Here is a 13073-nt window from a genome sequence, read left to right as displayed (position 1 = left end):
TGGGATTCCTCAGGCGTCGTCGTTGGCTTTGAGCAGGCGGTCGTAGGCGTCCTGGTCGAGCAGAGCGGTGACGGCTTCTGCATCGGCAGGGATGAAGCGGAAGAACCAGCCTTCGCCCATCGGGTCTTCGTTGACCAGTTCCGGGCTGTCTTCAAGCTGGCCGTTGACCTCGACCACTTCACCCGTCAGTGGCATGTACACGCCGCTGGCGGCCTTGACCGATTCGACGGTGGACGCTTCGCTGCCTTTCTCATACTGCTGCAACTCTGGCAGTTGCACGAAAACCACGTCGCCCAGGGCATTCTGGGCGTAGGCGGTGATGCCCACGGTGACGCTGCCATCGGCTTCGACGCGCAGCCATTCGTGATCTTCAGTGAAACGCAACTCGCTCATGGGGAATCCTCGGGAAGCAGGGCGTTGGGGGCGCGGTGGCGCCGCGCTCTTAGGGTAGGATTCCCTTAGCAATAATGCGGCCAACCTATAAAACTTCTTATTTATCAATATGTTACGTAAATAAGCGGAGAAGCCGTATTTTTTGTATGGAATGATATCGTTACAGGTGCTCATGGGAGGAAAAGGGTTTGAGCATCAAACCCTTGTGCACCCGCGTCGAGGAGGGTGTGTATCGTTTTCGTTACGACGTATTGAAAACGATACATATGGTGTCCGACAGGCCAGGTGCCAATGGCCTCCGGTCATCTCACTTTCAGCATATGATCCAGCGAAAACGCGCCGGCGCCACGTGCGACCAGGAGCAGCAAGAGCCCCGCCCAGGTCAGGTGGGTGGGCCACGCATCGGGGTAGACGAACACTTCGATCACCAACGTCATGCCCAGCAGTGCCAGCGCTGATAGCCGGGTCATCAGCCCGAGCACCAGCAATAGCGGGAACAAGTGCTCAGCGTAGGCGGCCAGGTGCGCTGCAAGCCAGGGTGAGAGTAGCGGCAGCGCGTACTCGGTGCGGAACAGCTCATAGGTGCTGGGTGTAAGGGTGAGGAAACCCTCCACTTTGGTGCGTCCGGAAAGAAAGAATACCGAGGCGATCCCGAACCGGGCGACCAGGCACAACAGGTCATCGCTCAAACGGTGCTCGAGGCTCTGTGCAATGTGGTTCCAGGCGCGCCGCAGGCTGCTGGCCGGGGGCGTGAAGTCGGCACTAGCCATGAGGGTGTTCTCCTGTGAAGGCGAGTGGGCGAAAAGCCTGGGCTGTCATCAGGCGCCCGAGCATCTCGGTGAAATCCAGGTCGGTTTCAGCGTGTTGCGCCAGTTCCGAGGCCTGCATCAGCGACTGTCCGGCCGCACAGGCCTTGAGAAACGCATGGCCACCTTTCCCCAGCGGCTGATGGGATACGCCATCAGCGGTGCCGACAAACAGCACCCCTTCGCCCACCCATGGCTGGTCATGGGGCCACGCAACCTGCTCGCGGGCGCAGCGCCACAGGGTGTACACAGGATGCGCTTCGCACCAGTACCAGCGAGCACTGGCACGGGGGGGCAAGCAACCGTGATCAAGATCACTGGGGGTCATGCCTGCCAGTTCGACAAGGTTCAGGCACGTTTCGTACGGCGCGCTGAAGGCTTCTGTCCAATGCAGGTCCAGGCGGGCGACATCCGCCAGATACGGCACAGCGTGCTGTGACTGAATGTCTTCGAGGAAATCCGGGAAGGTTGCGCCATAGCAGATCAGCCGGGGATCGCTGGGGGGGAATTGCCGCGCGTAAACTGCCGCGGTCTCATCCATCCAGGCGCGCCCGACGAGTGTGCACACGCTCGGAAAGTTTGCGCGCAGCGCATCCACGCAGCCGGCCAGCACCGTGTTGCGATAAACCGCGAACGCCGCCTGTTCGGTCACTCCTGAAAGCTCGGGAGCAGGACGGGAATAGAGCGCCTCGATGAACGCTTGCTGGAACTGACCAAGGGAAAGGTTCATGGCAATACACCTGGGCAAGACATGATCGACTGTGCGATGGACCGTTCAGCAAGCAGCTCGGTGAACGGGGGAAGCTTGTCGTCACGTTCAATGAGTGTCGGGCGCGGGCCGACACGGGAAACCAGTTGGCGGTACAGCGCCCACACAGGCTCGGCCACCTGTGCATCATGAGAGTCGATCAACAGGCTGCCTTGGTCATCATCGCTGTGCCCGGCCAGATGAACTTCTGTGATGGCTTGCGCTGGAAAGCGGTCCAGGTAGGCAGTTGCCGAAAACCCCAGATTGTGAGCACTCACATAGACGTTGTTGATGTCCAGCAGCAGGCCACAACCGGTGCGACGTGTCAGTTCGTCAAGAAAGTCGATCTCGTCCCAGTCATGGCCCTGCAGCTGCAAGTAATGACTGGGGTTTTCGATGGATATACGCCGGCCCAATACCTCCTGGCATCGCTGGATGTTTTCAGCGATGCGCTGCAGGGCTTCTTTGCTGCGGGGAAATGGCAGCAGGTCTGGATGGTAGTGCCCCTGCCAGGTGGACCAGGCCAGGTGCTCTGACACAAGTACCGGTTCGATCTGATCGCACAGTGCGCGCAGACGCTGCAAATGGTCCTGATCGGGGGGCGCGTCAGCCGCAAGCGAAAGTGCTACACCATGCAATGAGACCGGGTGAAGTGCTGCGATTCGGTTCAGCCAGGCAAGGCGAGGGCCACCGACCATGTAGTTCTCCGGGTGAACCTCAAACCAGAGCCCTTCGAGATTGCACGCCAGCGCCTGGTCGTAGTGCTCGGCCTTCAGGCTGATTCCGGCGCCCATTCGTGCGTCTGCGTTCATGGTCGGTTTCCCCTGATCAAGACTTTTGAGGTGTCAGCGAGCCCATGCCGGCAGGTGTCTTGATCGATGTGCAGGTGCCGGCGGGGACGTTTTTCCAGTGCATGCCGTCGTAGTCCTTCTTCGCACTGCCGGCGCAGCTGGTACCGGCGCCGGCCTTGCAATCGTTCTTTCCTGCCATGGCGACGCCGTAGCATTTCTCCATGGCAGCGCCACTGCCTGCGGGTTGCGTGCTGTCGGCCGCCATGGCAACGCCTGCAAGCGAGGCGAGAGCGAGTGCTGCAGTGGTGAGGGCGAGGGTTTTCATGGGTCAATCTCCTGAGAATGTGGCCGTGGTCTTTACCGGCGGCTCATGGAGTAGTTCGTGCCTTGCGTAAAACGGGTTACAGCCTTGGAAGAAATTTTTTCAGGGCGTGTCTTCACGACCTGATGTTGAAGCCAAGGGCATGGCATATTTGCAGCACCTGCGTGCCACACGCCGGGAGCGGATGAATCAAGTCAATTGTATTCAGGGTGTAACCCAGGCGACCCATGCAGCGAACTAACTCACAGGATGAGCTCGAGGCTCGCGAGGCCCGGTTGAAAGCACTGTTGCTTCGGGGGCTGACAGGCGACCAGCTGGCCTATCAGGATTTTCTTGGCACGCTTGCGCTGCATGTACGTGCGTTTCTGCGCAGCCGTCTGAGCAGGCGCCCGGCCGAGATAGAGGACATGGTGCAGGATGTGCTGCTGGCGGTGCATAACGCGCGCCACACGTACCAGCCGCAGCAGCCGTTGACCGCCTGGGTGCAGGCGATCGCCCGTTACAAGCTGGCGGATCATCTGCGAAGTGTTTCACGTCGCGACGCCCGGCATGATGTGCTGGACGATGATGCGCAACTGTTTGCCGTCTCGGAGGTTGAATCAGCCGAGGCCAGCCGAGACCTGACCAAGCTGCTCAAGCAACTGCCAGAGCGGCAACGACTGCCGATTGTTCATGTCAAGCTGGAGGGGTTGTCCGTCGAGGAGACGGCACAACTTACCGGGCTTTCCAGTTCAGCGGTAAAGGTGGGGATACATCGAGGTCTGAAAGCGCTATCCAGGCTGATTGGAGGAGCCAACAACCATGAAGACTGACGATTTGATCGCCTTGCTGGCTGCAGGCGAAGGGCCAGTACCGCGCCACGCCGTTTGCAATCGGATGGCAGTGGCTGTGCTGGGCGGGCTGACCGCCGCACTGCTGCTGACAATTACCCTTTACGGTGTACGCAGTGATATCACAGAGGTCGCACAAACCCCGTTGTTCTGGGGCAAAGTCGCCTTTCCAACCAGCTTGGCGTTGATCGGGCTGTGGTTGACGAGCCGCTTGGCCAGGCCAGGAGGGAAGGGCGCTGCAGGCTGGAAGATGCTTGGCTTGCCACTGCTGCTGGTCTGGTGCGGGGCGGCGGTGAGTATCGCCGGGGCGCCTGTGGAGGCGCGCGCCGACCTGTTGTTCGGGCGCACATGGCGTACCTGCGCACTGAATATCACGTTGCTGTCGGTGCCGGCCTTTGTCACCGTGTTCTGGGCGCTGAAAGGTCTGGCGCCCACCCGGTTACGGCAAGCGGGCGCTGCCGGTGGCCTGCTGGCGGGCTCGACCGCAACGGTTGCCTACTGCCTGCATTGTCCGGAAATGGGCGTACCGTTCTGGGGTGTGTGGTATGTCCTAGGCATGCTCGTGCCGACGGTATTCGGTGCCTGGTGGGGCCCCCGCATGCTGCGTTGGTAGGCTGTACCGGCAGGCCCCACGCCACTCAGAACGATGTCATTCAAGGGGAGCGTGAGATCGCTTAACCCGCAACAAACCAGGGCAATGCCAGGTACAGCTTGATCACGATGACATTGATGATGTCGATGAAGAACGCCCCCACCATCGGCACCACCAGGAAGGCAAGGTGCGAGGCACCAAAGCGTTGTGTCACCGCCTGCATGTTGGCGATGGCTGTCGGTGTTGCACCCAGGCCGAAGCCACAGTGGCCAGCAGCCAGGACTGCTGCATCGTAGTTGCGCCCCATTACCTTGAACGTCACGAAGATTGCGAACAGCGCCATGACCAGTGTCTGCGCGGCCAACAAGGTAAAGAAGGGTAACGCCAGGGCTGCCAGGTCCCACAACTTGAGCGACATCAAGGCAATGGCCAGGAACAGGGACAAACTCACATTGCCCAGTACCGACACTTCCCGTTCGAATACTTTGTAAACGCCTAAAGCCCGAAGCCCATTGCGCAACACTACACCGACGAAGAGTACGCAAACGAAGGTCGGTAGTTCGAATGCTGTGCCTTTCAACAAGCCATTAAGTAATGTGCCCGTCAGTAAGCTGACCGCAATAAGTGCCAAGGTTTCTATAAATGAAAACGATGTGATCAGGCGCTCTTTGTCGGGTTGTTCAAAGCCCTTGGGTAATTGCGGTGCTTCTTCTTGCACGCCAGGTGTTTCGACCCGTTTGATCAGCAACCGGGCGACTGGCCCACCGATCAAACCGCCCAACACCAGGCCGAAAGTGGCAGAGGCCATTGCCAGTTCCGAAGCCGAAGCCAGGCCGAACCGCTCAGTGAAGGTCGCGCCCCAGGCAGCGCCTGTACCGTGGCCACCCGACAAGCTGATCGAACCGGCCAGCAGGCCCATCAGCGGGTCGAGCCCCAGTGCGGTTGCCAGGCCGATGCCCATGGCGTTCTGAACCATTAGCAAACCCGTCACCACCAAAAGGAATACGGCGACCACGCGTCCCCCCTTCTTCAGGCTTGCGAAGTCTGCACTCAAGCCGATGGTAGCGAAGAATGCCAGCATCAACGGTGTTTGCAACGAGGTATCGAATTGGACGTGTACATCGAAACTGCGCAATGCCAGGAGTAACAGGGCAACGACCAGGCCGCCTGCAACAGGCTCCGGGATATTGTATGCGCGCAGGAAACCAATGCGTGCAACCAGGCCGCGTCCCAGTAGCAGTACCAACGAGGCGGCTACCAGTGTCCCGTAAAAATCGAGTTCGAACATCAGGGTACTCTTCGTTCAGGGTGACAAGCAAAATTGCAATGTCGCCATTCTACGGGGAGCACTCCAGTCACATGTGGCTGAGCGGCTAGGAAAAGTCCGATTCAATTATGGGTTTTGACCACAGCCGTCATGGTTTCCCGGGTATTCCATATTTACGCAGCCTCTGCGCGATAGCCGTGTGCGAAGTTTGCAAGCGCCCGGCCAGTTGCCGTGTTGACGGGTAGCTGGCATACAAGCGCTGTAACAGTTCGCGCTCGAAATCACCTACAGCCTGTTCCAGGCTGGCCACTTCGCCATCTTGCCCGCGTGCCACCGAGGTGCCGGCGATGTCCAGGTCGCCGATATCCACCAGGTTGCCCTCGCAGATAGCCGCAGCGCGGAAGATCACGTTCTGCAATTGGCGCACATTGCCCGGCCAAGGGTTGGCCAGCAGTGCCGAATGGGTGGAGGGGGTCAGCCGACAGGCTGGGCGCTGGATCTGTGTGCACGCCTGCTGCATGAAGAAGTGCGCCAGCATCAGGATGTCCTGGCCACGGTCGCGAAGCGGCGGTACCTCCAGGTTAAGCACGTTCAGGCGGTAGAACAGGTCTTCGCGAAAGCTGCCTTCGGCGACCATGCGCTCCAGATCGCGGTGGGTGGCGCTGATGATGCGCACATCCACCTTCACCTCACGGTCGCCACCCACCCGGCGGAAGCTGCCATCGCTGAGAAAACGCAGCAGCTTGGCCTGCAGGTAGGGCGACATTTCACCAATTTCATCGAGAAACACGGTGCCCTGGTTGGCCAGTTCCATCAGCCCAGGCTTGCCACCTCGTTGCGCGCCGGTAAAGGCCCCGGGCGCGTAGCCGAACAGCTCGCTTTCGGCCAGGCTCTCGGGCAGCGCGGCGCAGTTCAGCGCCAGGAACGGGGCCGCATGGCGGCTGCTGACGGCATGGCAGGCGCGGGCGACCAGTTCTTTGCCGGTGCCGGTCTCGCCATGCACCAGCAGCGGCGCATCGAGCGCAGCCACGCGTAAGGCGCGGGCCTTGAGGGTGCGGATGGCCGGCGACTCGCCAAGCAAGGCATCGAAGCCTTCGGCGTGGTCGTGGTGCAAGGCCGACAGGCGTTCGCCCATGCGCGAGGGGGGGGACAGCGTCAGCAGGCCACCGGCGTTGGTAATCGGCATGGCGTCCAGCAGCAGGCTATGGCCGTTCAGCTGCATTTCGCGCATGGGCAGGTGGAAGTTGTTGTCCAGCAGCGCTTGCAGCAGCGCGGGATCGCCAAACAGCTCACCCACCGAGCGCCCGGCAGATTCGCGGCCGCACAGTTCGATCAGCGCCGGGTTGGCCAACAGCACCAGGCCTGCGCTGTCCACCGCCAGCACCGGGTCGCTCATGGCGGCCAGCAGGGCATCGAGCTGCAGGTGGCGGCGCTGGCCGGGGAGGATGTCGACCACGTCCACCGATTGCACGCCGTGTACTTCGAACAGCGCGTCGTGCAGTTCTTCAAGTACGGCGGGGCTGAGGGTGGGGGCGTCGATGTAGACGTTCGGCGGGACCATCTCCACGGCGTCCAGGTTGAGGTTGCGGGCACCGAGCAGGGCGAGGACTTCCTGGGTGATGCCGACGCGGTCGATGAAGCTGACGTGGATGCGCATGGGGTTCGAACAGTTGGCAACGGAGGCCGCCAGTATGCCCTGAGACGGGGTTCAGGCCCAAGGTCGGCGGTGGCGCATTCGCGGTCGCGCCCGCTCCCGCTGCCACAGGGTTGCTGCTGTCCATGCGGGGGCGGGCTTGCTCGCGAAAAGGGTCACTCCAGATGTTCAGGTTTGATCGGGTCGCCCGATTTCACGTCGAGCTTTTCGCGGATGTCCGCAAACATATGGTCATAGAGCTTGTGCGGCGAACTCAGGGTCTCGAATTTCTTCGGCGGCGCCAGATACGACTGCGCCTTGCGGGTCAGTAACATGAGGAAGCTGGGCAAGGCCTGGTCCTTGGCCAGGAAGAATTTTTCTTCCACCGTTTTGCCTTCGATGCTGCCATGCATGTGGAACTGAATGCCTCTGCCTTCCTTGGGGTCCGACACAGCTTCGTACTCGATGTTCAGGTCATAGCTGTGGTCGGCGTTGTTCAGCGCAGAGCGCTCGATGTGTACATGACCAGGCTGATACTGGGCCATGGCTATCTCCTTTGGAAGGTCGAAAATGGCGGGCCGCGTAAGCCCGCCGACTGCATTCAACGGTAGCTGATCCCCGGCTTCTCGGTGGAAACCCGAGTGCCGGCTTTGCCTTTGACGATGCCTTCGATGTTCTCCAGCGAACTGATCACCGCCACCTTGCCGGTGTTGCGGGCAAAGTCGCAGGCGGCCTGCACCTTCGGCCCCATGGAGCCGGCGGCAAACCCCAGCGTTTCCAATGCGTCCGGGTGGGCCTGGGCGATGGCCTTCTGCGTCGGCTTGCCCCAGTCAATGTAGGCTGCATCGACGTCGGTGGCGATAATCAGAAGGTCGGCTTCCAATTGCTCGGCCAGCAGCGCCGAGCACAGGTCTTTGTCGATCACCGCCTCGATGCCTTTGAGCTTGCCGTTTTCATCGTACATGGTGGGGATGCCGCCACCGCCTGCGCAAATCACGATGCTGCTTTTTTCCAGCAGCCACTTGATCGGGCGAATTTCGAAGATGCGCTTGGGTTTCGGGCTGGCTACCACGCGGCGGTACTTGTCGCCGTCGGCCTTGACCACCCAGCCCTTTTCCTTGGCCAGGCGCTCGGCCTCTTCCTTGCTGTAGACCGGGCCGATGAACTTGGTCGGGTCCTTGAAGGCAGGGTCGTTGGCGTCCACTTCCACCTGGGTCAGGAGGGTGGCGAACGGCACTTCAAAGTCCAGCAGGTTGCCCAGTTCCTGTTCGATCATGTAACCGATCATGCCCTCGGTCTCGGCACCCAGCACGTCCAGCGGGTAGGCCTCGTCTGGCTTGTACGACAGGGCCTGAAGCGACAGCAGACCCACTTGCGGGCCGTTGCCGTGGGCGATGACCAGCTCGTTGCCAGGGTGAATCTTGGCGATCTGTTCGGTGGCGGTGCGGATATTGGCGCGCTGGTTGTCAGCGGTCATGGGCTCGCCGCGACGAAGCAGGGCGTTGCCGCCCAATGCAACAACGATACGCATGGTAATGTCCTTTGGTGAAAGAGGGGACGCTGCTCTCGGACCGTACCGCTCCCAGTTGTAGGAGCGGGTTTACCCGCGAATGCGTCGGTAGCACCAACAGCGTTACCTGGGCTGACGCCTTCGCGGGTGAACCCGCTCCTACACACACACACACACAAGGGCGGGGTGGCCGCGCTATCGAGACAGCCCTTACAGATCAGCCAGGGTCGATACCAGGATCGCCTTGATCGTGTGCATGCGGTTTTCCGCCTGCTCGAAGGCGATGCACGCTGGCGATTCGAACACGTCATCGGTCACTTCGATGCCGTTGGCCAGGTCCGGGTATTGTTCGGCGATCTGCTTGCCTACCTTGGTGTCGGAGTTGTGGAATGCCGGCAGGCAGTGCATGAACTTGGTCCGCGGGTTGCCGGTGGACTTCATCAGTTCGGCATTCACCTGATAAGGCTTGAGCTGCTTGATGCGCTCACCCCAGGCTTCGATCGGCTCGCCCATCGATACCCACACGTCGGTATGCACAAAGTCGACACCCTTGACCGCGGCTTTCGGGTCTTCGGTGAGGGTAATGCGTGCGCCGCTTTCTTCAGCGTACTGCTTGCAGCGCTCGACCAGGTCGTCATGTGGCCACAGTGCCTTGGGCGCGGCGATGCGCACATCCATGCCAAGCTTGGCGCCGATCAGCAGCAGCGAGTTGCCCATGTTGTTGCGGGCATCGCCCAGGTAGGCGTAGCTGATGTCGTGCAGCGGCTTGTCGCTGTGCTCACGCATGGTCAGCACGTCTGCGATCATCTGGGTGGGGTGATATTCGTCGGTCAGGCCGTTGAACACCGGTACGCCGGCGAACTTGGCCAGCTCTTCGACGATTTCCTGCTTGAAGCCACGGTACTCGATGGCGTCATACATGCGCCCGAGCACTCGGGCGGTGTCCTTCATGCTTTCCTTGTGGCCGATCTGCGAGGAGTTGGGGTCGATGTAGGTGACGTTGGCGCCTTGGTCATAGGCTGCGACTTCGAAGGCACAACGGGTACGGGTGGAGGTTTTTTCGAAGATCAGGGCGATGTTGTTGCCCTTCAGGTGCTGCTGCTCGGTGCCGGTGTACTTGGCGCGCTTGAGGTCGCGGGACAGGTCCAGCAGGTAGCGCAACTCGCGGGTGGTGTGGTGTTCCAGGCTGAGCAAGTTGCGGTTGTGAATGTTGAACGCCATGACAGTTTCTCCTTGAGTTCGGTGATGTCCCGGCCGCCACTTCATGGGTGCGGCCGGGCGTAATGGTCGTTAGTAGTCGATCGGGTCGCGCACGATAGGGCAGGTCATGCAGTGGCCGCCGCCACGGCCCCGGCCCAGTTCGCCGGCGCTGATGGTGATGACCTCGATGCCGGCCTTGCGCAGCAGGGTGTTGGTGTAGGTGTTGCGGTCGTAGCCAATGACCACGCCCGGCTCGATGGCCACCACGTTGTTACCGTCATCCCACTGTTCGCGCTCGGCGGCGAAGCTGTTGCCGCCGGTCTCGACCACGCGCAGCTTGACACCCAGTTGCTCGCCCACCACTTCGATGAACGACTTGTTGATGCGGCGTACATCCATTCCGTAAGGCTTGCTTTCGTCCGGGCGGATGATGAATGGCACAATCTCTTTCACCACTTCCGGGAAGACCGTGACCAGGTCGCGGTCGCAGAAGCTGAAGACAGTGTCCAGGTGCATGGCGGCGCGGGACTTTGGCAGGCCGGCGACGATCACTTCCTTGACGGCGCCCTTGGCGAACAGGTTTTGCGCGAGCTGGCCGATGGCCTGGCGCGAGGTGCGCTCACCCATGCCGATGAGCACGATGCCATTGCCGATCGGCATCACATCACCGCCTTCGAGGGTGGCATTGCCATGGTCCTTGTCCGGGTCGCCATACCACACCTGGAAGTCGGCCTCGGTGAACGCCTTGTGGAACTTGTAGATGGCGGTGGTCAACAGGGTTTCCTGGCGACGCGCCGGCCAGTACATCGGGTTCAGCGTCACGCCGCCGTAGATCCAGCAGGTGGTGTCGCGGGTGAATTGGGTGTTGGGCAGGGGTGGCAGGATGAAGCTGGAGTGGCCCAGGTAGTCGTTGTACATCTTCACGACTTCGGCGCCTTCGCTCTGCGGCAGGTCCTGGCCTGCCACGCCGCCGATCAGGAATTCGGCCAGGTGGCGTGACTCCAGGCCTTCGAGCCAGCTGCGCACTTCGTTGGTCAGGCCTACGCCGACGGTATCAGGGGTGATCTTGCGGTCGAGGATCCACTTGAGCGCCTCTTTGTTCTGCACGATATCGGTCAGCAGGTTGTGCATCTCCAGCACATCCACACCACGCTCGCGCATCTTGGTGACGAAGTCGAAATGGTCACGCTTGGCCTGGTCGACCCAGATCACATCGTCGAACAGCAGTTCGTCACAGTTGCTCGGCGTCAGGCGCTTGTGCGCCAGGCCCGGTGCGCAAACCATCACTTTGCGCAGTTTGCCGGCTTCGGAGTGGACACCGTACTTCTGTTTTTCAGCGGACATGGTTTCATTCCTCCAATTGAGCGAAGACGTGGGTCAAAGGGTCAGGAAGCCGTCATACAGGCCAAAGGCTGCCACCAGGGCGCCAATGACCACGGCTGCGAAGATCAGTTTTTCCACGTTGGTGAAGACCGGTTTGCCCACCTCACGCTTGGCCTTGGCGAACAGGATGGCGCCAGGTGCGTAGAGCAGGGCAGAGAGCAGCAGGTATTTCACGCCGCCGGCGTACAGCAGCCAGATGGCGTACAACAGGGCGATGCCACCGATGATCAGGTCCTTCTTGCGTTCGGCCAGGGCCTGTTCGTAGGTTTCGCTGCGCAGTGCCAGCAAGAACGCATAGGCGGCCGACCACAGGTAGGGCACCAGGATCATCGAGGTGGCGAGGTAGATCAGAGACAGGTAGGTGCTGCTTGAGAACAGCGTGATGACCAGAAAGATCTGCACCATGGCGTTGGTCAGCCACAGGGCGTTGGCCGGTACCTGTTTGGCGTTCTCGCGGCGCAGGAACTCCGGCATGGTGTGGTCCTTGGCTGCGGCGAACATGATCTCGGCGCACAACAGCACCCACGACAGCAGCGCCCCGAGCAGCGAGATGACCAGGCCGACGCTGATCAGCACCGCCCCCCAGTGGCCGACCACATGCTCCAGCACGGCAGCCATCGATGGGTTCTGCAGCTTGGCCAGTTCCGGTTGAGTCATGATGCCCAGCGACAGCACGTTGACCAACACCAGGAACAGCAGCACGGTCACGAAGCCGATCACCGTTGCCTTGCCCACGTCGGTGCGTTTTTCCGCCCGCGCCGAGAAGATGCTCGCGCCCTCGATGCCGATGAATACCCACACGGTAACCAGCATCATGTTGCGCACTTGGTTCATGACGCTGCCAAGCTCTGGCGTGCCTACGGCCCAGATATCGGCGGTGAAGATGTCGAGCCTGAAGGCGAACAGGCAGATCAGGGCGAACAGCACCAGCGGCACCACTTTGGCCACAGTGGTGACCAGGTTGATGAAGGCTGCCTCCTTGATGCCGCGCAGTACCAGAAAGTGCACCGCCCACAACAGGATCGATGCGCCAATGATGGCGGCTGGGGTGTTGCCTTCACCGAAGATCGGGAAGAAGTAACCCAGGGTGCTGAACAGCAGTACGAAGTAGCCGACGTTGCCCAGCCAGGCACTGATCCAGTAGCCCCAGGCCGAGGAAAAGCCCATGTAGTCGCCGAAGCCGGCCTTGGCATAGGCATACACCCCGCCATCCAGGTCAGGCTTGCGGTTGGCCAGGGTCTGGAACACGAAAGCCAGGGTCAGCATGCCGACCGCGGTGATCCCCCAACCGATCAGCACGGCCCCAACCCCTGCGCTGGCGGCCATGTTTTGCGGCAGCGAGAAAATCCCGCCGCCAATCATCGAACCGACGACAAGTGCAACTAATGCGCCGAGCTTTAGTTTTCCGGATGAATCAGACATTTAACAACTCCTGCCAGGAGAAAGTTGACGACAGAATAGATCCGACGCCGTTGCCTTGACCTGACTTACGTCAGTTTAAGGCGACGTGAAGGTAGGAAATTTCCTTCACGGGTGCTCCTGGAGAGTGCCGACAGCTTGAGCTGCAGGCCTTGTGTGCTGGCACCTCCATGTCCTTC

Annotated in this window: 14 protein-coding genes; 2 read left to right on the top strand and 12 right to left on the bottom strand. The window is 60.8% G+C overall.

Features of this window, described 5'->3' with window-relative positions:
• Positions 1 to 9: 9 nt before the first annotated feature.
• The 5 genes from gcvH to AA098_RS22465 form a co-directional block, all read right to left on the bottom strand.
• A complete protein-coding gene (gene gcvH, locus AA098_RS22485; RefSeq protein WP_003255087.1) occupies positions 10 to 393 on the bottom strand; it encodes a glycine cleavage system protein GcvH in 384 nt (127 codons plus the stop codon).
• A gap of 302 nt (positions 394 to 695) precedes the next feature.
• Positions 696 to 1163, bottom strand: coding sequence for a DoxX family protein (locus AA098_RS22480; RefSeq protein WP_004575651.1), 468 nt, complete (start codon positions 1161 to 1163; stop codon positions 696 to 698).
• Positions 1156 to 1929, bottom strand: a complete 774-nt coding sequence (locus AA098_RS22475; protein WP_064615017.1) for a DNA-binding domain-containing protein — start codon at positions 1927 to 1929, stop codon at positions 1156 to 1158. Before AA098_RS22475 ends, AA098_RS22480 begins: the two co-directional genes overlap by 8 nt.
• Positions 1926 to 2759, bottom strand: coding sequence for a DUF692 domain-containing protein (locus AA098_RS22470; RefSeq protein ID WP_004575649.1), 834 nt, complete (start codon positions 2757 to 2759; stop codon positions 1926 to 1928). Before AA098_RS22470 ends, AA098_RS22475 begins: the two co-directional genes overlap by 4 nt.
• 16 nt (positions 2760 to 2775) lie before the next feature.
• The gene (locus tag AA098_RS22465; protein ID WP_003255083.1) at positions 2776 to 3063 is read right to left on the bottom strand and encodes a DUF2282 domain-containing protein; all 288 of its coding nucleotides are present in this window, start codon (positions 3061 to 3063) and stop codon (positions 2776 to 2778) included.
• A gap of 224 nt (positions 3064 to 3287) precedes the next feature.
• Between AA098_RS22465 and AA098_RS22460 the strand changes: the two genes are divergently transcribed.
• Complete coding sequence (locus tag AA098_RS22460; RefSeq protein WP_003255081.1) at positions 3288 to 3872, top strand: sigma-70 family RNA polymerase sigma factor; 585 nt, start codon at positions 3288 to 3290, stop codon at positions 3870 to 3872.
• Positions 3862 to 4503 carry a DUF1109 domain-containing protein gene (locus AA098_RS22455; protein WP_003255080.1) on the top strand — a complete coding sequence of 214 codons (642 nt, stop codon included), beginning with the start codon at positions 3862 to 3864 and terminating at the stop codon, positions 4501 to 4503. The genes AA098_RS22460 and AA098_RS22455 overlap by 11 nt, the downstream gene beginning before the upstream one ends.
• A 61-nt stretch (positions 4504 to 4564) precedes the next feature.
• Here the strand turns inward: AA098_RS22455 and gltS are convergent, their stop codons facing one another.
• The 7 genes from gltS to arcD form a co-directional block, all read right to left on the bottom strand.
• Positions 4565 to 5770 (bottom strand): sodium/glutamate symporter, encoded by a 1206-nt coding sequence (gltS, locus tag AA098_RS22450; protein WP_003255079.1) that lies wholly within the window; start codon positions 5768 to 5770, stop codon positions 4565 to 4567.
• Between the two features lie 127 nt (positions 5771 to 5897).
• A complete protein-coding gene (locus AA098_RS22445; RefSeq protein ID WP_019438105.1) occupies positions 5898 to 7406 on the bottom strand; it encodes a sigma-54-dependent transcriptional regulator in 1509 nt (502 codons plus the stop codon).
• Positions 7407 to 7558: 152 nt separating this feature from the next.
• Positions 7559 to 7927: a DUF5064 family protein gene (locus AA098_RS22440; RefSeq protein WP_003255077.1), complete on the bottom strand. Its 369-nt coding sequence runs from the start codon at positions 7925 to 7927 to the stop codon at positions 7559 to 7561.
• Positions 7928 to 7983: 56 nt separating this feature from the next.
• The gene (arcC, locus tag AA098_RS22435) at positions 7984 to 8913 is read right to left on the bottom strand and encodes a carbamate kinase (protein ID WP_004575648.1); all 930 of its coding nucleotides are present in this window, start codon (positions 8911 to 8913) and stop codon (positions 7984 to 7986) included.
• Positions 8914 to 9102: 189 nt separating this feature from the next.
• On the bottom strand, positions 9103 to 10113 hold the full coding sequence (locus AA098_RS22430; RefSeq protein WP_003255074.1) for an ornithine carbamoyltransferase: 1011 nt from the start codon (positions 10111 to 10113) through the stop codon (positions 9103 to 9105).
• A gap of 69 nt (positions 10114 to 10182) precedes the next feature.
• Positions 10183 to 11436 (bottom strand): arginine deiminase, encoded by a 1254-nt coding sequence (gene arcA, locus AA098_RS22425; RefSeq protein WP_064615016.1) that lies wholly within the window; start codon positions 11434 to 11436, stop codon positions 10183 to 10185.
• A 33-nt stretch (positions 11437 to 11469) separates the two neighbouring features.
• Positions 11470 to 12897, bottom strand: a complete 1428-nt coding sequence (arcD, locus tag AA098_RS22420) for an arginine-ornithine antiporter (protein ID WP_003255071.1) — start codon at positions 12895 to 12897, stop codon at positions 11470 to 11472.
• Positions 12898 to 13073: the final 176 nt, after the last annotated feature.

The sequence above is a fragment of the Pseudomonas sp. JY-Q genome, assembly GCF_001655295.1.
Lineage (GTDB): Bacteria > Pseudomonadota > Gammaproteobacteria > Pseudomonadales > Pseudomonadaceae > Aquipseudomonas > Aquipseudomonas alloputida.
This window is presented reverse-complemented; position numbering and strand designations above follow the sequence as displayed.

Coding starts and splice junctions, on each gene's coding strand:
- arcC (WP_004575648.1), bottom strand. CDS start 8,913: ATGCGTATCGTTGTTGCATTGGGCGGCAACGCCCTGCTTCGTCGCGGC.
- AA098_RS22440 (WP_003255077.1), bottom strand. CDS start 7,927: ATGGCCCAGTATCAGCCTGGTCATGTACACATCGAGCGCTCTGCGCTG.
- gltS (WP_003255079.1), bottom strand. CDS start 5,770: ATGTTCGAACTCGATTTTTACGGGACACTGGTAGCCGCCTCGTTGGTA.
- gcvH (WP_003255087.1), bottom strand. CDS start 393: ATGAGCGAGTTGCGTTTCACTGAAGATCACGAATGGCTGCGCGTCGAA.
- AA098_RS22445 (WP_019438105.1), bottom strand. CDS start 7,406: ATGCGCATCCACGTCAGCTTCATCGACCGCGTCGGCATCACCCAGGAA.
- AA098_RS22475 (WP_064615017.1), bottom strand. CDS start 1,929: ATGAACCTTTCCCTTGGTCAGTTCCAGCAAGCGTTCATCGAGGCGCTC.
- AA098_RS22465 (WP_003255083.1), bottom strand. CDS start 3,063: ATGAAAACCCTCGCCCTCACCACTGCAGCACTCGCTCTCGCCTCGCTT.
- AA098_RS22470 (WP_004575649.1), bottom strand. CDS start 2,759: ATGAACGCAGACGCACGAATGGGCGCCGGAATCAGCCTGAAGGCCGAG.
- arcA (WP_064615016.1), bottom strand. CDS start 11,436: ATGTCCGCTGAAAAACAGAAGTACGGTGTCCACTCCGAAGCCGGCAAA.
- AA098_RS22455 (WP_003255080.1), top strand. CDS start 3,862: ATGAAGACTGACGATTTGATCGCCTTGCTGGCTGCAGGCGAAGGGCCA.
- arcD (WP_003255071.1), bottom strand. CDS start 12,897: ATGTCTGATTCATCCGGAAAACTAAAGCTCGGCGCATTAGTTGCACTT.
- AA098_RS22430 (WP_003255074.1), bottom strand. CDS start 10,113: ATGGCGTTCAACATTCACAACCGCAACTTGCTCAGCCTGGAACACCAC.
- AA098_RS22460 (WP_003255081.1), top strand. CDS start 3,288: ATGCAGCGAACTAACTCACAGGATGAGCTCGAGGCTCGCGAGGCCCGG.
- AA098_RS22480 (WP_004575651.1), bottom strand. CDS start 1,163: ATGGCTAGTGCCGACTTCACGCCCCCGGCCAGCAGCCTGCGGCGCGCC.